This is a genomic window from Roseovarius sp. MMSF_3359, from assembly GCF_030733385.1.
Lineage (GTDB): Bacteria > Pseudomonadota > Alphaproteobacteria > Rhodobacterales > Rhodobacteraceae > Roseovarius.
In genome coordinates this window covers 196,948-218,182 of the sequence record NZ_JASHJC010000004.1, presented here as the reverse complement: position 1 = coordinate 218,182, position 21,235 = coordinate 196,948, and the positions used below count along the sequence as shown (strand labels likewise).

General features: G+C 61.3%; 21 protein-coding genes. 4 read left to right on the top strand and 17 right to left on the bottom strand.

Annotated features, from left to right (window positions below; all coding sequences use genetic code 11):
- Positions 1-7 precede the first annotated feature (7 nt).
- Positions 8-784 carry a CmcJ/NvfI family oxidoreductase gene (locus tag RBB29_RS08010; protein ID WP_306114049.1) on the bottom strand — a complete coding sequence of 259 codons (777 nt, stop codon included), beginning with the start codon at positions 782-784 and terminating at the stop codon, positions 8-10.
- Positions 785-891: 107 nt separating this feature from the next.
- On the opposite strand from RBB29_RS08010, the gene RBB29_RS08005 reads away from it, so the two are divergent.
- On the top strand, positions 892-1,803 hold the full coding sequence (locus tag RBB29_RS08005; RefSeq protein WP_306114048.1) for a LysR family transcriptional regulator: 912 nt from the start codon (positions 892-894) through the stop codon (positions 1,801-1,803).
- A 124-nt stretch (positions 1,804-1,927) separates the two neighbouring features.
- On the opposite strand, the gene RBB29_RS08000 is transcribed toward RBB29_RS08005, so the two are convergent.
- From RBB29_RS08000 to RBB29_RS07990, 3 genes are read right to left on the bottom strand one after another with little or no spacing between them, the layout of a single operon-like run.
- Positions 1,928-2,455: a gamma carbonic anhydrase family protein gene (locus RBB29_RS08000; protein ID WP_306114047.1), complete on the bottom strand. Its 528-nt coding sequence runs from the start codon at positions 2,453-2,455 to the stop codon at positions 1,928-1,930.
- Positions 2,452-3,093 (bottom strand): guanylate kinase, encoded by a 642-nt coding sequence (gene gmk, locus RBB29_RS07995; RefSeq protein ID WP_306114046.1) that lies wholly within the window; start codon positions 3,091-3,093, stop codon positions 2,452-2,454. The genes RBB29_RS08000 and gmk overlap by 4 nt, the downstream gene beginning before the upstream one ends.
- A gap of 9 nt (positions 3,094-3,102) precedes the next feature.
- The gene (locus tag RBB29_RS07990) at positions 3,103-3,993 is read right to left on the bottom strand and encodes a YicC/YloC family endoribonuclease (RefSeq protein WP_306121122.1); all 891 of its coding nucleotides are present in this window, start codon (positions 3,991-3,993) and stop codon (positions 3,103-3,105) included.
- A gap of 208 nt (positions 3,994-4,201) precedes the next feature.
- Here RBB29_RS07990 and RBB29_RS07985 point away from each other — a divergent pair, with 208 nt between their 5' ends.
- The gene (locus RBB29_RS07985) at positions 4,202-4,894 is read left to right on the top strand and encodes a PAS domain-containing protein (RefSeq protein WP_306121121.1); all 693 of its coding nucleotides are present in this window, start codon (positions 4,202-4,204) and stop codon (positions 4,892-4,894) included.
- Between the two features lie 75 nt (positions 4,895-4,969).
- Here the strand turns inward: RBB29_RS07985 and RBB29_RS07980 are convergent, their stop codons facing one another.
- Entirely contained in the window at positions 4,970-6,340 is a 1,371-nt protein-coding gene (locus RBB29_RS07980) for a class II 3-deoxy-7-phosphoheptulonate synthase (RefSeq protein WP_306114044.1), read from the bottom strand.
- A gap of 169 nt (positions 6,341-6,509) precedes the next feature.
- Here RBB29_RS07980 and RBB29_RS07975 point away from each other — a divergent pair, with 169 nt between their 5' ends.
- Positions 6,510-7,511: a GlxA family transcriptional regulator gene (locus tag RBB29_RS07975; RefSeq protein WP_306114043.1), complete on the top strand. Its 1,002-nt coding sequence runs from the start codon at positions 6,510-6,512 to the stop codon at positions 7,509-7,511.
- Positions 7,512-7,864: 353 nt separating this feature from the next.
- On the opposite strand, the gene glnT is transcribed toward RBB29_RS07975, so the two are convergent.
- The 12 genes from glnT to RBB29_RS07915 form a co-directional block, all read right to left on the bottom strand.
- Positions 7,865-9,199 (bottom strand): type III glutamate--ammonia ligase, encoded by a 1,335-nt coding sequence (glnT, locus tag RBB29_RS07970; RefSeq protein ID WP_306114042.1) that lies wholly within the window; start codon positions 9,197-9,199, stop codon positions 7,865-7,867.
- 60 nt (positions 9,200-9,259) lie between these two features.
- Positions 9,260-10,603 (bottom strand): FMN-binding glutamate synthase family protein, encoded by a 1,344-nt coding sequence (locus tag RBB29_RS07965; RefSeq protein ID WP_306114041.1) that lies wholly within the window; start codon positions 10,601-10,603, stop codon positions 9,260-9,262.
- Between the two features lie 12 nt (positions 10,604-10,615).
- Positions 10,616-11,293 (bottom strand): GXGXG domain-containing protein, encoded by a 678-nt coding sequence (locus RBB29_RS07960; protein ID WP_306114040.1) that lies wholly within the window; start codon positions 11,291-11,293, stop codon positions 10,616-10,618.
- 1 nt (position 11,294) lies between these two features.
- Positions 11,295-12,191, bottom strand: coding sequence for a glutamine amidotransferase family protein (locus RBB29_RS07955; RefSeq protein ID WP_306114039.1), 897 nt, complete (start codon positions 12,189-12,191; stop codon positions 11,295-11,297).
- A gap of 89 nt (positions 12,192-12,280) precedes the next feature.
- Positions 12,281-12,913, bottom strand: a complete 633-nt coding sequence (locus RBB29_RS07950; RefSeq protein ID WP_306114038.1) for an XRE family transcriptional regulator — start codon at positions 12,911-12,913, stop codon at positions 12,281-12,283.
- A gap of 82 nt (positions 12,914-12,995) precedes the next feature.
- On the bottom strand, positions 12,996-13,361 hold the full coding sequence (locus RBB29_RS07945) for a carboxymuconolactone decarboxylase family protein (RefSeq protein ID WP_306114037.1): 366 nt from the start codon (positions 13,359-13,361) through the stop codon (positions 12,996-12,998).
- Positions 13,358-14,197: a TauD/TfdA family dioxygenase gene (locus tag RBB29_RS07940; RefSeq protein ID WP_306114036.1), complete on the bottom strand. Its 840-nt coding sequence runs from the start codon at positions 14,195-14,197 to the stop codon at positions 13,358-13,360. Before RBB29_RS07940 ends, RBB29_RS07945 begins: the two co-directional genes overlap by 4 nt.
- A 4-nt stretch (positions 14,198-14,201) precedes the next feature.
- Entirely contained in the window at positions 14,202-15,890 is a 1,689-nt protein-coding gene (locus tag RBB29_RS07935) for a thiamine pyrophosphate-binding protein (RefSeq protein ID WP_306114035.1), read from the bottom strand.
- 180 nt (positions 15,891-16,070) lie between these two features.
- Entirely contained in the window at positions 16,071-16,865 is a 795-nt protein-coding gene (locus RBB29_RS07930) for an alpha/beta fold hydrolase (protein ID WP_306114034.1), read from the bottom strand.
- Positions 16,866-17,462, bottom strand: a complete 597-nt coding sequence (locus tag RBB29_RS07925; RefSeq protein ID WP_306114033.1) for an amino acid synthesis family protein — start codon at positions 17,460-17,462, stop codon at positions 16,866-16,868.
- A complete protein-coding gene (locus RBB29_RS07920) occupies positions 17,452-18,510 on the bottom strand; it encodes an LLM class flavin-dependent oxidoreductase (protein WP_306114032.1) in 1,059 nt (352 codons plus the stop codon). The genes RBB29_RS07925 and RBB29_RS07920 overlap by 11 nt, the downstream gene beginning before the upstream one ends.
- A gap of 184 nt (positions 18,511-18,694) precedes the next feature.
- Positions 18,695-20,173: an aldehyde dehydrogenase gene (locus RBB29_RS07915; protein WP_306114031.1), complete on the bottom strand. Its 1,479-nt coding sequence runs from the start codon at positions 20,171-20,173 to the stop codon at positions 18,695-18,697.
- Between the two features lie 135 nt (positions 20,174-20,308).
- Between RBB29_RS07915 and RBB29_RS07910 the strand changes: the two genes are divergently transcribed.
- Positions 20,309-21,145 (top strand): LysR family transcriptional regulator, encoded by an 837-nt coding sequence (locus tag RBB29_RS07910; RefSeq protein WP_306114030.1) that lies wholly within the window; start codon positions 20,309-20,311, stop codon positions 21,143-21,145.
- Positions 21,146-21,235 lie beyond the last annotated feature (90 nt).

Below are 21,235 nucleotides of genomic sequence, written 5' to 3'. Positions count from 1 at the left end.
TTTCCCTTCAATACCGTACCAAGGTGCGGCTCTCGATACTTTTGCGCGCCGTGGTCACGTTTGGATCCTCGATCATGTCGAGCGCACTATGTGCCGCGGATGGCCGCCCACGGTTATCGTAGATGTTAAAGATGGCCACCTCGTCCGGCGTCATCTTGGATTGATAAAACCATTCATGTCTTGGGTTCCCGGCCAGCCCCATGATCTGCCCTTTGCGATCAGGATAAATCAGGTCCAGCAAGATCCAGTCGGAAGGGTCCACCGATGACGGGCGCACGAAACCAAGAGGTGCTGAATTGATCGGGCGCTCCACAGGACGCCAGACGTTGACAAAGGCATAGTGACCTCGTGCCCACGCCGCTGCCGTCCTGGCACCCAGCAAATCGACAAGGCGCTGCTCCGCCCCGTTTTTGCTATAGTCGCTGTGTACGTTTCGGGCGGGTTTGCGCGTGGCCTCGGGATTATCCACACGGACCGTATGATCGAAGACCACAACCTCTTGCGCATCCAGCCTGTCCTCTAGCATCGCCGTCAGTTCCGCGTCATAGGCCGCTTTCCAGGCGTCGCCGGCAAAGTCCCTGACCTGCGACGGAAGCCGCATGAATTCCACGGCATCAGATGCAAACGTGACAGACGCCGGCATCGCACGGATATCCTCCAGTCCAACAGAGGTCGGCGCCAGTTCAGGAGAGACCAGGTTGCCTGCAACACCGCCTGCATCAAGCTCGAAAGCCTGCGGATAGGGTTTGTGCACATGGTAGTTGACTGTGGCGGTCCGTGTCATTGGCGCCTCCTGTTTGCGCTCCGTTGCGTTGTCGAAAGGGATTTAACGCCAATCAAATTCCAGATAAACTGAGCAAATCTGGATTGATAATTCGGGATACGGATATAATGGGCCTTGATACGGACGCGGTTCGATTGTTTGTAAGGGCGGCAGAGATGCTGAACATCAGTGCTGCGGGGCGCGCTTTGGGCATGGCACCCGCCGTTTCGAGCGCCAAGCTCGCCAAGTTGGAGCAAAGCCTGGGGTCTGACCTTCTGCACCGGACGACGCGTAAAGTGTCGCTGTCGCTCGAAGGCGCTGATTTCCTGCCCTTCGCCCGCGAAATCATTGCCCAGGAAGAGGCGGCACTCGCAGCCCTGGGCAAGCAGACAACCACGATCCAGGGGACGTTGCGCTTTGCGGCACCCAGCACCTTTGCGCAGCTCTACATCGCGCCGATCCTGCCGACGTTCCTGGAACAGCACCCTGACCTCACGCTGGATCTGCGCCTGTCGGACGTGCAGTTCGACCTGATCGAAGGCAGCTATGATCTCGCGCTCAGGAACGCGCCGCTTGTCGATACCAGCCTGAAGGGACGCAAACTGGCCGATGACCGGCGCATCCTCTGCGCGGCCCCAGACTATCTCGACAGCCATGGCAGTCCCAACACACCTGGCGATCTCAGCGGCCATCACTTGATCGCGTTCCAAAATCGCCAGCCACGCCCGCTGACAGGACCGATGGGCGAAACGGCCCGGTTCGACCCCGCAGCCGCCAAAAGTCAGCTGATCATGGACGACGGCCAAAGCCAGATCCGCGCAACACTTGCCGGGGCCGGTATTTCACTGAACGCCTTGTGGAGTGTGCATGACCACCTGAGGTCAGGTGAGCTGATACGCGTTCTGCCCGGCTTTGAAGCCGCAGAAGACAATGTCCTGTGGCTGATCTATCCCAAGTCCAACGTGCTGTCCCCCAAGGTGCGGGTGTTCATAGACTTTCTGATCGCAGAGATCGGCGCAAAACCGCCCTGGGAAGGTTGATCGACAAGACATCCTTCGCCTCTAGCGCGTCGCTGTATCGAGACCGCAGATGGTCGTTAACTGACCGCCTGATACGTGGTCGCAAAAGGGTGCTGCGTCCGAAAACAGACCTGCGAAACCTGACCTAGAGCGGGCTGAGGCCGTTTCGGAATTGACGCATCCGCGCCTGATAGTGCGCCGCGCTTTTCTTCAGGCCTTCGATCGCCGCCGCGTCCAATTCCCGAACAACCTTGCCCGGCACGCCCATGACCAGCGATCCATCGGGGATCTCCTTGCCCTCGGTAATCAGCGCCCCTGCGCCAATCAGGCAATTGTTCCCGATCTTCGCGCCGTTCAGCACCGTCGCGCCCATACCGATCAACGTATTGTCGCCAAGCGCGCAGCCATGCAGCATCGCCTTGTGACCGATGGTGCAGCCCTGGCCAATGACCAGCGGATACCCCATATCCGTGTGCATCACGGTGTTCTCCTGCACGTTCGTCCCCGCGCCGATATGGATAACCTCGTTGTCGCCGCGCAGGGTGCTGCCGAACCAGATTGAGGTGGCGCTTTCCAGCACGACGTTCCCGATCACATGGGCGCCGGGGGCGACCCAGTAGTCACCATCTTCGGGGGTCTCGGGGCGGCGGCCATCAAGCGCATAGAGTGTCATTGCATTTCCTCGAACTCGGTGTGGAGCATCTTGACATGGGCGTTCAGTCCGGGTTGCTGCAACCGTTTCAGGCGGGCGGCGGCGACGATGCTCTTGAGCTTCTTGTCGGTCTCTTCCAGGTCGTCATTGATGAGGACGTAATCATATTCCGCCCAATGGCTGATCTCGTCCCAGCTCTTGCGCATCCGCTTGGCGATAACCTCGGCGCTGTCCTGACCCCGCGTTTCCAGCCGGCGGTGCAACTCCTTGATCGACGGCGGCAGGATGAAGATCGACAGGGTGTGTTGCCCGAGGACCGAATTCTGCACCTGCTGCGCGCCTTGCCAGTCGATATCAAAGAGAACGTCCCGTCCCCCGTCGATGGCCGCCTGCACCGGGCCACGCGGCGAGCCGTAGAAATTGCCGAAGACATGGGCGTGTTCGAGCATCTCACCATTTGCCACGTCACGCTGAAACGCCTGCTCGGTCAGGAAATGATAATCCTCGCCATCCACTTCTCCCTCCCGCGGGGTGCGGGTCGTGGCGGAAACCGAAAAGGCGATGGTCGGATCCCAATCCCTGAGCCGCCGGGACAGCGTCGATTTACCGGCCCCGGAGGGCGATGACAGGATGATGAGAAGTCCGCGGCGGTTGGTCATGATCTGCCCCTATTCCACATTCTGTACCTGTTCGCGCATCTGGTCGATCACGGTCTTGAGTTCCAGACCGAGCGTCGTGAGCGCCACCGATCCGGCCTTGGAGCAGATCGTGTTGGCCTCGCGGTTGAACTCCTGGCTGAGAAAATCGAGCTTGCGGCCAATGGGTGACCCGGCCTTGAGCAGATCGCGCGCGGCAGTGACATGGGCGCCAAGGCGGTCGATCTCTTCGGTTACGTCCGCCTTGACCGCCAGCATGGCAAGTTCCTGCGCCACGCGGGCCTCATCCGCGCCATCGCTGTTGTCCAGAACCCGCGCCAATTGCGTCCGCAGGTTCGCGGCGACCTCGTCCTTGCGGGCTTCTGCCGCCTCTGCCGCCTTGGCGGTCAGGGTTTCGATCGTCGCCAATTGATCGGTCAGAACGGTCTCCAGCGCGCTGCCTTCGACGCCGCGCATCTTGAGGAAACTTTCGAGAACCGGTTCGAAATCCTTGAGCAGCGCCTTGCAGAGCGGCCCGGTATCCTGGTCCCCCGTCCCGGCCTCCAGCACACCGCGCACCGCGAGCACGTCCGCCGCATTGGCAGGCGCCAGCGACAGCCCCATGTCCATTGCGCGTGCCTCGACATCCCCCATGGCCGTCAGCACATCTTCGAGCTGCGCCTGATTGACCGAAAGGCCGCCGGTCTGCTCCTCGGATTGCACTCTGAGCGACAGCGCCAGATTTCCCCGGGAAACCGCCTTGCTCAGCCTTGCGCGAATGGCCGCCTCCAACCCTTCGATCCAGTCTGGCACCCTGAGGCGCAGGTCAAGCCCCTTCCCGTTGACGCTGCGCAATTCCCAGGTCCAGCTATAGGCTTCGAACGATCCCTTGCCGGATGCGAAAGACGTCATCGAGTATAACACGCAGTTCTCCACTTGAATGCCGCTCCGTCCTAGCCATTCAACCAGAGACTGGCAAGCTATCGTCTGACGGCGATGCGCTCCCACGGTTAACCAAGTACATAATTATTGTGAGCAATAACCCTAAAAATGAGTCATAATTGTTCCGAGTTGGTCAAGATGACCTACACGGTGACAGAACAAAGCTTATGGCGTAATGATTAGGTGACACATGCAAGAAGATATCAACTACGGAAAAGCGGCGCTTATGCACAGCGGCACCCGAGGTAAAGAAAAGAACCTTGCATCCTTCGTGACGTACTGGTCCAGCATGCGCAAAGGGCATGCGGTGCCGCGGCGCACGGACATTGATCCGCGTGGGATCGAGTCCCTTCTGGAAAACGCCTTCATCGCCGAAAAGATTGCACCGGGCCTGGCGCGGTTGCGGATCGCCGGCACGCATCTGAGCGATCTGATGGGGATGGAAGTCCGCGGCATGCCGCTCAGCGCCTTTATCGCGCCAGAGCAGCGCGAGGCCCTGGCGGAGCTGATGATCGAGGTGTTTGACCGCCCGGCCATCGTCAAGATCAACATTGAATCGCCCGCCGCGATCGGTCGCAATGCACTGAAGGGCACACTGCTTCTGCTACCGCTTCGCAGTGATCTGGGCGATACGTCGCGTGCCCTGGGATGCTTCCTGACCGATGGGCTGATCGGCCGCACACCGCGCCGGTTCAACATCATCAGCCATAGCGTCGAAGCGGTATCTGAGCCCGAAAGCGCCGAGTTGGTGACAAAGGTCGAAAAGGTGCGCGAAAAGGGCTTTGCGGAAACCAAGGTGCCGTTTGACGCGAAACCGCAGAAACATCCAAGCGAACGGCCCTACCTGCGGCTTGTGACCGATCAGGACGACGACAAAAGTTAATTTTCCAGAAGTGATAGTAAGAGTAGAAGCGGCGCCCTAACCGGCGCCGCTTTTTTCGTCTCGGACGTTCTCGTTTCAGACGGCCTGCGCCTCCGCCCGCGCATCGCGCAGGGCTGACAGTTCTTCGGCCACCAGAAAGGCAAGCTCCAGCGATTGGCTCGCGTTCAGCCGCGGATCGCAAGCAGTGTGATACCGCGCCGACAAATCCTCTTCGCTGACCGCGCGGACGCCGCCGGTGCATTCGGTCACATCCTGTCCGGTCATCTCGAAATGCACACCGCCGGGGATCGTGCCCTCGGCCTTGTGCACGCCGAAGAACTCCCGCACTTCCCGCAACACGCTGTCGAACGGCCGGGTCTTGTAGCCCGAGGACGACTTGATTGTGTTACCGTGCATCGCATCGCAGACCCAGACCACGTTGGCGCCCTCTTCGCGCACGGTCTTGATCAGGCGCGGCAGGTGCTCGGCCACGTTACCGGCCCCGAAGCGGGCGATAAGGGTCAGACGGCCAGCTTCGTTCTCGGGGTTGAGCCTGGACATCAGCACCTTGAGGTCATCGGCGGTCATCGACGGGCCGCATTTCAGGCCAATGGGGTTCTGAACGCCGCGGCAGAACTCCACATGCGCGCCGTCAGGCTGCCGCGTCCGGTCGCCGATCCAGATCATGTGACCGGACCCGGCCAGCCATTTTCCGGACGTGGAATCGAGCCGCGTCAGCGCCTCCTCGTATTCCAACAGCAGGCTTTCGTGGCTGGTGTAGAAATCGACCGTCTGCAACGTATGCGCCCGGTCGCTATCGACGCCCGCCGCCTGCATGAAATCAAGCGCGTTGCTGATGTTGTTGGCCATGTCGCGGTAGCGCGCAGCCTTTTCACCCTCGGTGAAGCCAAGCGTCCAGGAATGCACCTTGTGCACATCCGCATAGCCGCCCGTCGAAAACGCGCGCAATAGGTTCAGCGTCGCTGCCGCCTGGGTATAGGCCTGCAGCATCTTTTCCGGATCCGGGATGCGCGCCTCTGGTGTGAAGGCCAATTCGTTGATGATATCACCACGGTAGCTTGGCAGTTCCACGCCGTTCACGGTCTCGGTCGGCGCGCTGCGCGGCTTGGCGAATTGTCCGGCCATCCGGCCCACCTTCACCACCGGCACTTTGGCGCCATAGGTCAGCACCATCGCCATCTGCAGCATGACCTTGAACGTGTCACGGATCGCATCGGCGCTGAACTGCTCGAAGCTCTCGGCACAATCGCCGCCTTGCAGCAGGAACGCTTCACCCCGGGATGCGGCGCCAAGTGCGGCCTTCAGACGCCTCGCCTCGCCTGCAAAAACAAGCGGAGGATATTGCGAGAGTTTCGATTCAACCCGGTTCAACGCCGCGCCATCGGTATACTCGGGCATCTGCACCCGCGGTTTCGCGCGCCAGTCAGATTTTTGCCACTCAGCCATCGTCTTTCTCCGCTTTCAGACTTCGAGACCCGTCTATACTAAAACGACCTTCGGGACGCCATATATGTATTTCTCAAAAATACGCAATTTTGCATGACGACCCTTGCCAATTGCGACAGTTTCATAAATGTGGCCAAAATAGCCCAACGCACTAGGGGATTCGACTGCAATGAACTCGGGTACCACCGGCAAGCCAGACAGCAACGCCGTCAAACCTCGACGTTTCGTCTTTGTATTGCTGGACGATTTCACCCTGCTTTGCTTTGCGGCGGCGGTCGAAAGCCTTCGGATTGCCAACCGGATGGCGGATGAGACACTCTATGACTGGGTGTTGGCCGGCGAAGGCGGCAACGCGGTCACCTGCTCGGCGGGGGCAACTTTCAACGTCGATATGGACCTTGAAGAACTCAGGCGCGATGACGTCGTGATGATCTGCGGCGGTATCCATGTCCAGGCGGCGACCACCAAGAAAGTATTGAACTGGCTGCGCCGGGAAGCGCGCCGGGGATTAACGGTGGGTGGGCTTTGCACGGCGGCCTATACGGTCGCCAAGGCGGGGCTTCTCGATGGCAAACGGGCCACGATCCATTGGGAAAACCATGACAGTTTCCTTGAGGAGTTCGAGGAGGTCGATCTGACGAAATCGGTCTTCGTGGTCGATGGCAACCGCATGACCACCGCGGGCGGGACGTCGTCCATCGACCTGATGCTCAAGATCATTGCCGACGATCACGGCGAGAAGCTGGCCAATTCCGTAGCAGATCAGTTGATCTATTCCTCGATCCGCACCGATCAGGACACCCAACGGCTCAGCGTGCCTACCCGCATCGGCGTCCGTCATCCCAAGCTCAGCCAGGTGATCCAGATGATGGAGGCCAATATCGAAGAGCCGATCAGCCCCTCGATCCTGGCCAAGGATGTAGGGATGTCCACAAGGCAGCTCGAACGCCTCTTCCGCCGCTACCTGAACCGCAGCCCGAAGCGGTACTACATGGAGCTACGCCTGCAGAAGGCCCGCAACCTGCTGATGCAGACGGACATGACGGTCATTAACGTGGCCCTCGCCTGCGGCTTTGCATCGCCGTCGCATTTCTCCAAATGCTACCGGTCGCATTACAACACCACGCCCTACCGCGAACGCGGTGCACAATCGGCGCGACTATCGTTCTGAAGTTTTGAGCCGACGGCTTTTCTGATTAGGCTCGACCGGTCGCGATGGGCCCATCGCGGACATTGCCATCCTTAGTCCATAGCCGCGCGATCGCCAGACCGCGGGATGGCGACCAACCGCGGTTAGATGCGCTTTATCTTTGCAAAGTCTGAAAAAATCTCTGTGCAGTGCAAGACCCAATCAAATCGCCAGCCCTTGTGGGCGGTCTGGCGATCGCGCGGCGGCGCTACGCGCCTTGATTCCACGCGGGAAAATAGATTTGTACGGAGGCTAAGTCCCGCAAATCGTCCCCTGCCAAAATATGACCGCCCGGCCGACCGAAAACCACTCATGCCGGGCCGTCCCTTTTCTGGTCAGATATCCAGTGTGTTGTCTTTCTCCCACTGACTGAAATGGGTGACGAAGGATGTCCACTCCTGATGCTTCATCTTCAGGTAAGCCGCCGAGAATTCGTCGCCCATCATTGACTTCAGCTCCTTATCCTTGTCGTAAAGGCGCAGGGCGTCGAGCATGTTGAGCGGCAGCTTGGGTGCGCCGCGCACCTTGTGGCCCTCGGCATACATGTCGATGTCATAGCGTTTGCCCGGATCGGCCTTGTGCCGGATACCGCTGAGGCCCGCCGCGATGATGACCGCCTGCAACAGATAGGGGTTCGCGGCCCCGTCCGGCAGGCGCAGCTCGAACCGCCCCGGCCCCGGCACGCGGACCATATGCGTGCGGTTATTGCCGGTCCAGGTCACCGTGTTGGGTGCCCATGTCGCGCCGGAGGTCGTGCGCGGCGCGTTGATGCGCTTGTAACTGTTGACCGTCGGGTTGGTGATCGCCGCCAGCGCGGAGGCGTGTTTCATGATCCCACCGAGGAAATGCGCACCCTGATCGCTGAGACCCAGCTCCGCCGTCTGGCTGCCGCTTGTGGCATCGGTGGCAAAGACGTTTTTCGTGGCCTTGTCGCCGGGCGCGTCCCAGACCGAGATATGCGCGTGGCACCCGTTCCCGGTCAGCCCCTCAACGGGCTTGGGCATGAAGGTCGCGCGGAAGCCGTGCTTTTCGGCCACCGATTTGGTCATGAACTTGAAGAACGAGTGTTTGTCCGCCGTGCGCAGCACATCATCGAATTCCCAGTTCATCTCGAACTGGCCGTTGGCGTCCTCGTGGTCGTTCTGATACGGGCCCCAGCCCAGATCGAGCATGTAGTCACAAATCTCGCGCACGACATCATAGCGGCGCATCACGGCCTGCTGATCGTAACAGGGCTTCTCGGCGGTATCGAATTCGTCGCTCAAGGCCGATCCATCGGGCGTGAGCAGGAAATACTCCGCCTCGATCCCGGTCTTGACGTGCATCCCCTCGTCCGCGGCCTCAGCGATCAACCGGCGCAGCACGTTACGCGGCGCCTGCGCCACATCTTCTCCCTCCATCACCGGGTTCGCAGCGACCCAGGCCACCTCGGGCTTCCACGGAAGTTGAATGACCGAAGACGGGTCAGGCACGGCCAGCATGTCCGGATGCGCCGGCGTCATATCAAGCCAGGTGGCAAACCCGGCAAAGCCCGCGCCCTCTTCCTGCATATCGGCAATCGCCTGCGCCGGGACCAGCTTGGCCCGCTGCCCGCCAAAGAGGTCGGTGAATGAGATCATGAAATACTTGACGCCGTTCTTTGCGGCGAATGCGGCCAGATCTGTTGTCATGGCAGTTCCTTTCCCTGTTGTCGCTGTCTTGGGGGCGGTTTGGCCCGCCCCCCTGTTTGTTCAGAATGTCGTGCCGGGTTTGCCCGGCCACCAATCGGTTCCCGATAGTGGTACCTTGGCCATGGCCGCCGCTTCAAGCGTCAAGGCGCAGAGGTCCTCGGGCTCGAGATTAAGCACATGGCTCTTGCCGCAGGCCCGCGCCAGCGTTTGCGCCTCCAGCGTCATCACCTTGAGATAATTGTTGAGCCTGCGCCCGGCCTCAACCGGATCGAGGCGTTTGGACAGTTCCGGATCCTGCGTGGAAATCCCCGCAGGGTCTTGGCCCTCGTGCCAGTCATCGTAAGCGCCCGCGGTGGTGCCAAGCTCGTTATACTCGGCCTCCCATTTCGGGTCATTGTCACCGATGGCAATCAGGGCTGCGGTACCAATGGCCGTTGCATCCGCGCCGAGCGCCAGCGCCTTGGCCACATCCGCGCCGGTACGGATCCCGCCCGAGACGATCAACTGCACCTGGCGGTGCATGCCCAGATCCTGCAGCGCCCGCACGGATTCGCGGATGCAGGCCAGGATCGGTTGGCCCACATGTTCGATAAACACATCCTGCGTCGCCGCGGTGCCACCCTGCATCCCGTCCAGAACCACGACATCGGCGCCCGCCTTAACGGCCAGCGTGGTGTCGAAATAGGGCCGCGCGCCGCCGACCTTCACATAGATCGGCTTTTCCCAGTTGGTGATTTCACGCAGCTCGAGGATCTTGATCTCAAGGTCATCCGGGCCCGTCCAATCCGGGTGCCGGCAGGCGGAGCGTTGGTCTATGCCCTTGGGCAGGTTGCGCATCTCGGCCACACGGTCGGAAATCTTCTGACCCAGAAGCATACCGCCCCCGCCCGGCTTGGCGCCCTGCCCGACCACGACCTCGATCGCGTCGGCCTTACGCAGGTCAACCGGGTTCATACCATAGCGCGACGGCAAGTATTGATAGACGAGCTTGCTCGACTGCCCGCGTTCCTCGGGCGTCATGCCGCCATCGCCAGTAGTGGTCGAGGTTCCTGCCGCCGAGGCCCCGCGACCAAGGCTTTCCTTGGCCTGCGCGCTCAACGCGCCGAAGCTCATGCCCGCGATGGTGATCGGAATGTCGATCTCGATGGGTTTGGAGGCATAACGCGATCCCAGCACCACATTTGTGTCACAGCGTTCGCGGTAACCCTCGAGCGGATAGCGGCTGACCGAGGCACCGAGAAACAGCAGATCGTCGAAATGCGGCACGCGGCGCTTGGCCCCGCCGCCACGAATGTCATAGATGCCCGTGGCCGCCGCCCGCCGGATTTCGGCATTGACCTCGGGGGTGAATGTCGCCGACTGGATCGGCAATGTGCGGGGCGCGTGAGTGTCGTCCTTGGCCATGTGCGTTTCTCCTCAGTAGGCGTTGTCGATGTTGAAGTTGTAGAGCTGCCGGGCCGAGCCATAGCGTTTGAACTCCTCGGGCTTGGCATCGACGCCCGAGCGTTCGATCAGGTCCGCAAGGATCTCGATATGCTCGGGGCGCATCTCCTTCTCGACGCAATCCGCGCCGAGGGATTTGACCGATCCGCGCACGAAAAGCCGTGCCTCGTAGATTGAATCGCCAAGCGCATCGCCCGCATCACCGCACACAACCATGTTGCCCGACTGCGCCATGAAGGCGGACATGTGACCGACATTGCCCTGCACCACGATGTCGATGCCCTTCATCGAAATACCACAGCGGCTCGAGGCGTTGCCCTTGATGACCAGAAGGCCGCCATGACCGGTCGCCCCGGCATACTGGCTGGCGTCGCCTTCGACGATCACGGTGCCGCTCATCATGTTCTCGGCCACGCCCGGGCCCGCACTGCCATCGACACGGATCGTGGCCTGCGCGTTCATGCCCGCGCAATAATAGCCGGTGGAGCCGCGCACGGTCACGTCAATCGGCGCATCAAGCCCCACGGCAATAGCGTGGCTGCCCTTGGCGTTCACGACTTCCCAGGCGGTCTCATTGGTCTGCTGGCTTTGGGCCTGCAGGGCGGCATTCAGGGCGCGCAGCCCGTTGGCTTCCAGATCGAATGTCTGCATCTTAATGGTTCCAGAAATAGACGGTTGCGGGTTCGGGCTCCCAGACTTTGGCGTCTTCGATGCCCGGCAAGCTCACCAAAGCGCGGTATTCACTGCCGAAGGCCACGTATTGGTCGGTTTCCGCCATCACCGCGGGTTTGCAGGCGATCGGATCGCGGACCACGCCGAAGCCGTCCTTGGTGCCGACCACGAAGGTGTAGAACCCGTCGAGATCGTCGATGCCGCTCTCCAGCGCCTCGCCCAAGGTGCTGCCATTCTGCATCTTCCAGGTGAGGTAGGCCGCCGCCACTTCGGTATCGTTCTGCGTCTCCACATGCACGCCCTCACGCGCCAATTTGCGGCGCAGGGAGTTGTGGTTGGAAAGCGAGCCATTATGCACAAGGCATTGATCGGAGCCGGTCGAAAACGGGTGTGCGCCCAGGGTGGTCACCGCCGATTCCGTGGCCATGCGGGTATGGCCGATCCCGTGCGTGCCAGTCAGCTTCGGGATCTCGAACCGCTTGGCCACATCGCCCGGCAGGCCAACTTCCTTATAGATTTCGATCACCTCGCCTGCGCTCATCACCCGCGCTTCCGGGCGCAGATCCTTGAGTGCCGCGCGCGCCGCGCCCACCTTGTCTTCCGGCAGGTCGAGCACCGCATGGGTTTCGATCACCCGCACCGCCACATCGGTCCCGATGGCGGATTTCAGGTCATCGGCCAGATTGGCAAATGTCTGATCCGGGTCGGCCGCCTGCACGGTCAGCTTTGCGCGGCCCTCTGCCTCATCGCCATAGACCGCGATCCCGGCACTGTCCGGCCCGCGATCCGACATCGTAATCAGCATATCGGTCAGCATTTCACCCAGGCGCGGCTCCAGCGCCTTGTCCTTCAGAAACAACCCCACAATTCCACACATAGGCATCTCCATGAATCATCTCGGGATACGCTATCGGGTTGTTAATGTAATTTCAACCATAAGAATTTTTGTTTCCTGTCAGGAAAATTCTAGTGACTGGATTGCGGGTAGGAAATAACTGACAAGTAGCGCACTGGCAGTTTGATGAGTTGGTCCGGCCCGTGCGGGGCATCGGCGTCGAAAAAGAGGCTGTCCCCGGGACGCAGATGAAAGCTCTGATCGCCGTGACGGTACCCGACCTCGCCCTCAAGAACATAGAGGAGTTCGATCCCCTCATGCTGGAAGGTCGGAAAGATATCGGATTCTTCGGTGAGCGTGATCATGTACGGCTCGACCACAACACCGCTGTTATTGGCGCCCAGATGGCCCAGCAAGTTGTATTGATGCCCCGCGCGGGTTCCGGCCCGATCGGTCTCGACCGCATCGCCCGCCTTGACATGCACCGCCTCGCGCCGTTCCTCGAACCGCCGGAAAAAGGCCGTGACCGGCACGCTCAACGCCGCCGAGAGCGCCTGCAACGTGGTGAGCGACGCCGAGGTCACGCCGTTTTCGATCTTCGACAGCATCCCCACCGACAATCCCGTCACCTCGGCCAGGTCGGCAACGGTCATGCCGCGCTGCCGCCTGAAATCGCGGACCTCGCGGCCAATCGCCGTCTCGAGGTTCTTTTCCCGCACGTCCTTGACCTTGTGCGGGTCCTGGCTGAGCTTTCCGCTGGCCATGCTATCTCCCCCAATCCCCGGCGTTTTGCCGGTTATCGGCTCAAAGTAACCCCTTGTGGAACCGATGTAAAATCTCGGCGGTTCATAGCCCTGCCTTCTCGCATTCCTCGTTCAGAATGGGTGCGGCCAGTGCCATGGAGTGAATACCCATGATCGACGTGAGTTGCAGAACCTCGAGAATTTCTGCCTTGGTCGCACCTTCGCGCAGTGCGTTCTGCATATGCCGCCGCACCCCCGGCGCCCAGAGATGGGTCGTGGCCGCGTTGATCGCGATAAAGATCAGCTCCTTGGTCTTCTGCGGCAAGGGCCCCTGTTTCTGCGGCACCGCCCGAAAGGCGAGGAACGCCTCGAGGTAGTCGGGGTCCATCTCGGCCAACATGTCCCACATGGGATTCCAGTCATCGGTCTGGCGCTGCGCCTCTGTTGCGGGATAGGTCTTGTCGGTCATGATGCCTCTTTCATTGCGCCGCCCTCGCGGCGGTCCTTTACCACGGTGATGCGGTTCATGCAGCGATAGGCCGGCAGGTAATCGGCCACCGCATAATGCATGGTGCATCGGTTGTCCCACATCGCCAGGTCCCCCGCCCGCCAGCGCCAGCGCACCTGGTCCTCGGGCTTATTCATGTGGTTCGCCAGCCAGGTCTTGAGCGCATTGGCCTCGTTCGTGGGCAGGTTCAGGATATGGGTGACAAAAGCCTCATTGAAGTTGAGAAACCTGCGCCCCGTCACCGGATGGGTGCCGATCAGCGGCCGGACATTATGTCCGAACCGCGCCATGCCTTCGTCAAGCTGCGCTGGACTCTGTCCAAAGGAATTGCGGAAATCGCCCATGTCATGCACCGCCTCAAGCCCGTCGAGATCGGATTTCATGCCCTCGGACAGGCGGTCGTAAGCAGCATAATTCGACGACCACATGGTATCGCCGCCCACCTCGGGCACCACCCGCGCCACCAGGATCGAGGCAAAGGGTTGCTCGGCCTTGAAAGTCAAATCGGTGTGCCAGCTATTCGTGTCCGGCGGCGCGGTGCTGTCATTCTCCAGCTTCACGATCCGGTCGAACCCCTCCACATGCGGATAGAGCGGGTGCGGCGCGTCGATCTCGCCAAAGCTCTCGGCCAGTGCCATATGCGCCTCGGGCGTGATCTCCGTGCCCCGCAGAAAGATCACCTGATGGTCGAGCAGCGCCTGATAGAGCCCCTCGGTGATGGCCTCGCTCAGCGGTTGGCCGAGGTCCACCCCGGTGATCTCTGCGCCGATTGCGGGCGTGATCCTGTGCGTTTGCATCTACCTATCCTCCCCGATGTTTGAAGCTGTCCCTCCGGAAAGAATAGAGTGCTGCCGGATCGACGCTCACGTCAACCACGGCCGGTTTCCCGCAATCAAGCGCCGCCTCAATGGCCTGCGCCATCTCATCCAGCGTTTCGGCCTTGTAACCCTTGGCGCCATAAAGTTCCGCCAGCTTGTCGAAGGGCGGGCTTGAGATGTCCGCGCCGATATACCGCTCGCCAAAGAAGTCACGTTGATAGGCCTTCTCCGCGCCCCAGCAGCGGTTGTTCATCACAACGGTCACGGTGTTGATGCCGTAATCAACCGCCGTGGAAAGCTCCGAGACGGTCATGCCGAACCCGCCATCGCCCATGAGCGAGATGATGGGCCGATCAGGTGCCGCCAGTTTCAGCCCCAGCCCGCAGGCAAAGGAAAAGCCAACCAACCCGAAGTCGAGCGGCGTGAAAAGCGATTTCGGCGTCCAGTAGTTCAACGCATCCGTGGCTTGCAGACAGAGCGTGCCCGCGTCCATCGTGACCGCCGCGTCCTTGGGCATCACGTCGCGGAGCGTTTTGAACAGGCCCGAGGGGTGAATGGGCATGGCATCGACCTGCGCCTCCGCATCGCGTTTCGCCAGGTAAGCCTCGCGCTCGGCCTGGAACCCGATGGCCCAGGCATCCGCCGCGCCGCGGGTGTTGATCCGGCTCAATGCGTCGCGCAATTGCCGGGCCACGGTGGGCGCGTCGCCCATGATCCCGATCTCGGCCGGGAAATATCGGCCAATGGCCGTGGGTTCCATCTCCACATGGATGATCTTGGCACCTTTGTTAATGTTATCATAGCTGTAGAAAGTGGCGTTGAACCCGATCCGGGTGCCAAGGCCGAGGATCACGTCGGCCTCTTTCACCAGACGAGAAGCCACGACGTTGCCCCGTGGTCCCATCTGGCCCGCATTCAGCGGATGGCCAAAGGGGATCGCATCGCCATGGCCGGGCGAGGTCACGACCGGGCAATTCAGCGCCTCCGCCAGCCGCAGGCACTCCTCGGCCCCGCCGCTGTTCTTAATGCCGCCCCCGGCGATGATGACCGGCTGATTAGCACTGGCCAGCAATTTCGCCGCCGCCTCGACCGCCTCAGGCGCGCCACCGGGTGCCGCAAAGGGGCGGTACTGCGCCGGTGTCTGGAACGTGTCGAACTCCGCCTCAGCCGCCAGCACATCGCGCGGCAGGTTCAACTGCACCGGGCCACGACGCGGCGCCAGCGCCTCGCGGTAGGCCTCGCGCAACATCTCCGGCACGCGGTCCGCAGCAGTTGCGGTCCAGGTCTTCTTGGTGATCGGCTTGAATAGCGCGTCCTGATCGACCTCCTGGAACGCATCGCGGTAACGGTGCCCGCTGGCCAGCGCGCCACCGATGCTGACCACTGGCGAATAGGCTGCCTTGGCCTGCGCGAGGCCCGTCACGAGGTTCGTCACCCCCGGCCCGTTCTGCCCAGCCAGGATCACTCCCGCCTGCCCGCTCATCCGGGCGAACCCGTCGGCCATGTGCGTGCCGGTACGCTCGTCATGCACGCCGATGAACTTGATGTCATCCGCGTCATAAAGCGCGTCGAACATCTCCATCGTGGCCGACCCGATCAGGCCGAAGACATGGGATGTGCCCTCCGCCCGGATCGCCTCGACCGCTGCCTGACCGCCTGTCATTTTTTTCATGTGAAAGACCCCGTTCATTGTCTGTTGTTCGGTTCGCAGGACCGAACCGCGCCCGACCCTCCCCATGGGAGGGCGCATTGGTGATATTACGCACCCGGCGATTTTTGAGCATATTTCGTTGCACCGCATCGACCTGAGGTTTCCTGCGCCCAGCCAGGGTCGGGCGCGGTTCTCCCCGCATCAAAACACCCGGCCCAGGAATTCCTTCACCGGTTCTGCAAAAAGCTCAGGGCGCTCGACCAGCCCCATATGCTGCAACTCCGGCAGGATGATCACCTCGGACCCGACAATCTCCGAACCAATCGCATGGCTCATGGCCGGGGGCTGGCCGCTGTCGTTTTCACAGGTGATCACCAGCGTCGGATGTGTGATCGGCGGCTCAGGCCGAATGAGTTCCACCACCCCCGCCGCCAGCACGAAGCGATGTTTTGCGTAGTTCTCGTGATGGTTGGCCATGACCACATCCCGCACCTCGTCCAGCACGTCCTTGCGGGCCTCGCAAAAGGCGGGCGTAAACCACCGCGCCAGCGTCGCATCAATTGTCGCCCCCGGGCCGCCCGCAGAGGTATCGCGCGCGCGCTCCTCGACCAGCTTTTGCTGCGCGTCGCCGCGCTCATGCGGTGAGTTGAGGATGCAAAGCGCCGAAACCCGGTCCGGATGATCCATCGCCACCCGCCGGTTGATCATACCTCCCAGCGAAAACCCCACCAAAGCGGCCTTGTCGATACCCAGCTCATCCATCAACGCGATTAGCTGTTCTGACAGAACCGTCAGGCTGGGTTCGTCCACGGGCAAGGCGCTTTGCCCATGACCGCAGAGGTCATAGCTCAGCACCCGGAAACGATCGGCCAGCATCGGGATCATCTCCCGATACGTGGCATCCCGTGTCAGCCCCAGCCCGTGGATCATCGCCACAACCGGCGCGCCCTCGGGTCCAGACAGATCATAGGCCGTACCCGCGCGACTTACAGCCATCTAGACCCCCGCCGGATTGTCAACGTCGCGACCCATCTCTTCGAGATCCTTGTAGCGGTCCCCGATCCGATGGTTCGGATGCCCACCCAGCGACGCGCCAAGCGCCACGATCATCTCGTCTTCGGCGGGCGCATCCGGCACGCTGGTGTGGATCGTTTGGTAATGCGAGCGCCGCCCGCCATCATCCTTGTCCATCAGCGGGATCATCAGCGACGTCCCCGCCGCGCCGCGGGTGTTGGAAAAGACCAGGTAGGATTTCGCATTCACCGCATCGCGATACTGGTTGCCGAACCAGAGCGTATGGGTCAGCGCCTGCGCGTGTTCGACCTCGCCGCCCATGCCCACGACCGAGGCTTTACCGTAGCCTTCGACCGTGCCGCCGGTCTCCTTGAGGATCATGTCGGTCAAGAGTTTGCCCAGAACGGGCCCGTGTTCCTTGATCTCGGGGGTCAGATCCTCCACATGGCCCTGCCCGAACCACGGGTTGCGGATGATCGCCATCGCTGTGACCAGCTTGGTGGGCTCGGCCACCTCTTTCCAGCCTTCCTTGAAGGTCGTCTGCACCAAGGTCAGGGTGCGGCGGATTTCAACCGGCATGGGCCAGCTCCTTTTCTGCAAATGCGGGCATCACCTTGTCGATGAAAAGCTGGAGCGAGCGTTTCTGCTGCGCCATGTCCATCCCCATCGAGGCATAGTAGAGGAAAGCGTCGACGCCAATCCCTTCGTATTTCTTGAGCTTGGCGATCACCTCGTCGGGCGAGCCGAACATGAGGTTCTCCTCGAGCATCTCGGGATCAACCCGGGCATTGCCGTCAAGTTCGTCCAGCGGGACCCGGTCCGGGAAGCCATTGCGGACCTCGCCGCGTTGCATCATCAGGTTGCCGAACTGTCCCAGCACATTGCGGATCGAGGACATGGCATTCGCGCGGTCGCCTTCGTTGTCATAAACCGCCGTGTGCCGCATCACCGCCCAGGTGCCATTGTACTCCCCGCCGTGCTTGGCAATCGCGTCATCCAGACGCGCGCGATAGGTCTCGGCCTCGGAAAACGGCATGGTCAGCGGCCAGCTCAGGATGTTGCAGCCATGTTCGACCGCATAGTCAAACGTGATCGGCGCACGGGCGGCGACCCAGATTGGCACCTCCTCCTGTACCGGTTTGGGGCAGGATGTGGCGGTGGGGAAATGCCAGAACTCGCCGTCATGGGCATAATCGCCCTGCCAGAGCTTCTGCACCACCGGCAGCATCTCTTGCATGTAGCGCCAGCTATCCTTCTGATCGAGGCCGGGTTTCATCCGGTCAAACTCGCGCTGATACGCACCCGACCCGATGCCGAACTCCAGACGCCCGCCGCTGGTCAGGTCCAGAAACGCGGCCTCTCCGGCGAGGTTGATCGGATGCCAATAGGCCGCGTTCACCACGCCGACGCCAAGGCGGATGTTTTCCGTATGCTCCCCCCACCAGGTCAGGATCTGGAACGGGTTGGGGGCAATAGTCATCTCAAGCGCGTGGTGCTCGGCGGCCCAGGCAATTTCGAACCCTGCCGCATCGGCCATCTTGACCATCTCCAGCGTATGATCGCGCACGGCCTTGATATCCGTGCCGTCATCCATCCGCTCTAGATTGATCGCCAGTTGAAACTTCATCGTCGATCTCCTTTTCATCTTCGTCCCGAACTCAAGGGCTCGAAACCACGCCATATTCAATTATGCCGGTCGCCAGACCGGCCACGCGCCGACCGCCCCCATGGGCGGCGCGTTCCGCACCACCCGCGGTCGGCTTCCACATCTCTTCGTCGAACTTCGTACAACTGCATCAACACGCCTCCGGTCACCGCGCCACGAATTGGCTGCCCAATGGCTCGGACGAGGTATTCATCCACACCGTTTTGGGGCGCGTATAGTCATACATCGCCTGGAAACCGCTTTCGCGGCCATAGCCCGAATTTTTCATGCCGCCGAACTCGGCAATTGGCGACACGGCGCGGTAGGTATTGACCCAGACGATCCCGGCACGCACGGCGCGGCTCATCCGCAAAGCGCGGGCGCTGTCGCGGGTGAAGATCCCTGCGGCCAGCCCATGCTCGGTGTCATTTGCAAGTTGCAACGCCTCCTCCTCGGTCCTGAAGCGCAGCACGCTCAAGACTGGGCCAAAAAGCTCGTTATCGACGATCTCAAGATGCGGCCCAGGGCAATCGACGATCGTCGGCTCATAGAACATATCACTGCCCTGCCCGGTCGCGCGTTTGCCACCGCAGAGCACCTTGCCCCCCTGTTCAATGGCCTTGGCCACCTGCCGCTCGATGTTTCCAAGCTGGCCGTAGGTACAAAGCGGGCCCATTTCCGTCTCGTCCAGCATCGGATCACCGATCTTTGCATTCTTGGCGATCTCGACCATCCGGGCGAGGAAGTCATCGGCGATGTCTTCGTGCACGATCAGCCGGGAACCGGCGACGCAGGACTGCCCCGACGCCGCAAAGATGCCCGACACCGACCCGTTCACGGCACTTTCGACATCGGCGTCATCAAAGACAATGAATGGAGATTTGCCGCCCAACTCCAATGAGACCTCGGCGAAATTATTGGTCGAGTTCCGCAGGATATGCTTCGCTGCCACCGGCCCGCCGGTGAAAGAAATCCGCGCGACCAGCGGGTGCGAGGTCAGCACCTTGCCGCAAGGGTCCGCGTGGCCGGTCACGATATTGATCACACCGTCGGGGATACCGGCCTCGGCAAAAAGCCTGCCGAATTCGAGGATCACCGCAGGGGCAAATTCCGAGGTCTTGAGCACCACGGTATTGCCCGCCGCCAGCGCCGGTCCGATCTTGACGGCGGTCAGGAACATCTGGCTGTTCCACGGCACAACGGCGGCGATCACGCCCAAAGGCTCGCGGTCGGTGAAAACGAACATGTCGGGTTTGTCGATCGGCAGCGTCTCGCCATGCACCTTGTCGGCGGCTCCCGCGTAGAAATGTAGGAACTCGGCGATGTATTTTGACTGCCAGCGGGTTTCCTTGAGTATCTTGCCGGTGTCGCGGGTCTCGACCTCGCCGAAATACTCCGACTTTTCCGCCAAGAGGTCCGCAAGGCGGCGCAGGCAATGACCCCGCTGGGTCGCCGTCATCTGCGCCCACGGCCCGTCGTAACAGGCGCGATGCGCCGCACGGACCGCCCGATCGACATCTTCGGCGGTGGCTTCGGGGACAGTCGCCCAAATCTGACCCGTGGCCGGGTTCGACGTGGTGAAGGTGCCGCCGTCACTGGCATCCACCCAGGCACCGTCGATCAGCATCTGATAGGTTTGTGTCATGTCCGCTTATCTTTCGCGCAGCGCGCCTGAGACGCACCCAATTCCTGTTCAACTCAGACTGCCAGAGATTTACACTTCTTGAAAACGAAATTTTTTGCGTCATAAATGCGGAAATTTCGAATTATGAGTCTCGCCATGAACATCACCTCCCTCCAGACCTTCCTTGCCATCGTCGAAACCGGCAGCCTCGTGCGGGCATCACAGAAGATGAACGTCACCCAATCCACGGTCACCGCCCGCCTCAAGACACTGGAGGATGAGCTGGGGCAGATCCTGCTGAACCGGCAGAAATCCGGCACGACGCTCACCCCCGCCGGGACCAAGCTCTTGCGGTATGCGCGGATCATGACGGGCCTCTGGCGTCAGGCGAAGTTCGAAACCGGCCTGCCCGCGGGGTTAAGTTCTGTCTGCACCTTCGGCTGCGATCCGGGGCTCTGGCACGGGCCGGGCAAGGCCTTTTTCGACGGTGTCACCTCGGGCCACCCGGAGATGGCGGTATCGGTTCACCAGGGCAGCGCCCGTGATCTCGAAGAATGGCTTGCAACGGGCCTCGTCGACGTGATCCTCACCTACGATTCCGGCGCGCGCGGCCAGCAGACCGTGCATCCGCTTCCACCGGAGGAGCTTGTGCTCTATTCCGACCGATCCGACACACCGATAAAGGCCGACCCCAAATACATCTTCGTCGATCATGGCGAGGATTACCGCCGTGCCCATGGCGAAACCTATCACGACGCCGGTACAGCGCGGGTCAGTTTCGACAGCGCAAGATGGGCCCTGGAACATTTGCTGTCCCGGGGTGGATCGGCCTACCTGCCCCGCGCTCTGGCCGCACCTCTTGTCGCGCAGGGTACACTTCACGAATTGACCGAGGCGCCGATTTACCTGCGCAAGAAACACCTGATCGTGAACGACACCGCTGCGCAGAACTGGCACTGGTTCCGGCCTCTCGTCGATCAATTGGCCGGCTGACCCGCGGCAAAGGGGGCGCTTCGGTGCGGTTTTTCATGCGCTGTTCATCTTGAACAACAACGCCCGCGCCACTGGTCCACTTTCGCGCGC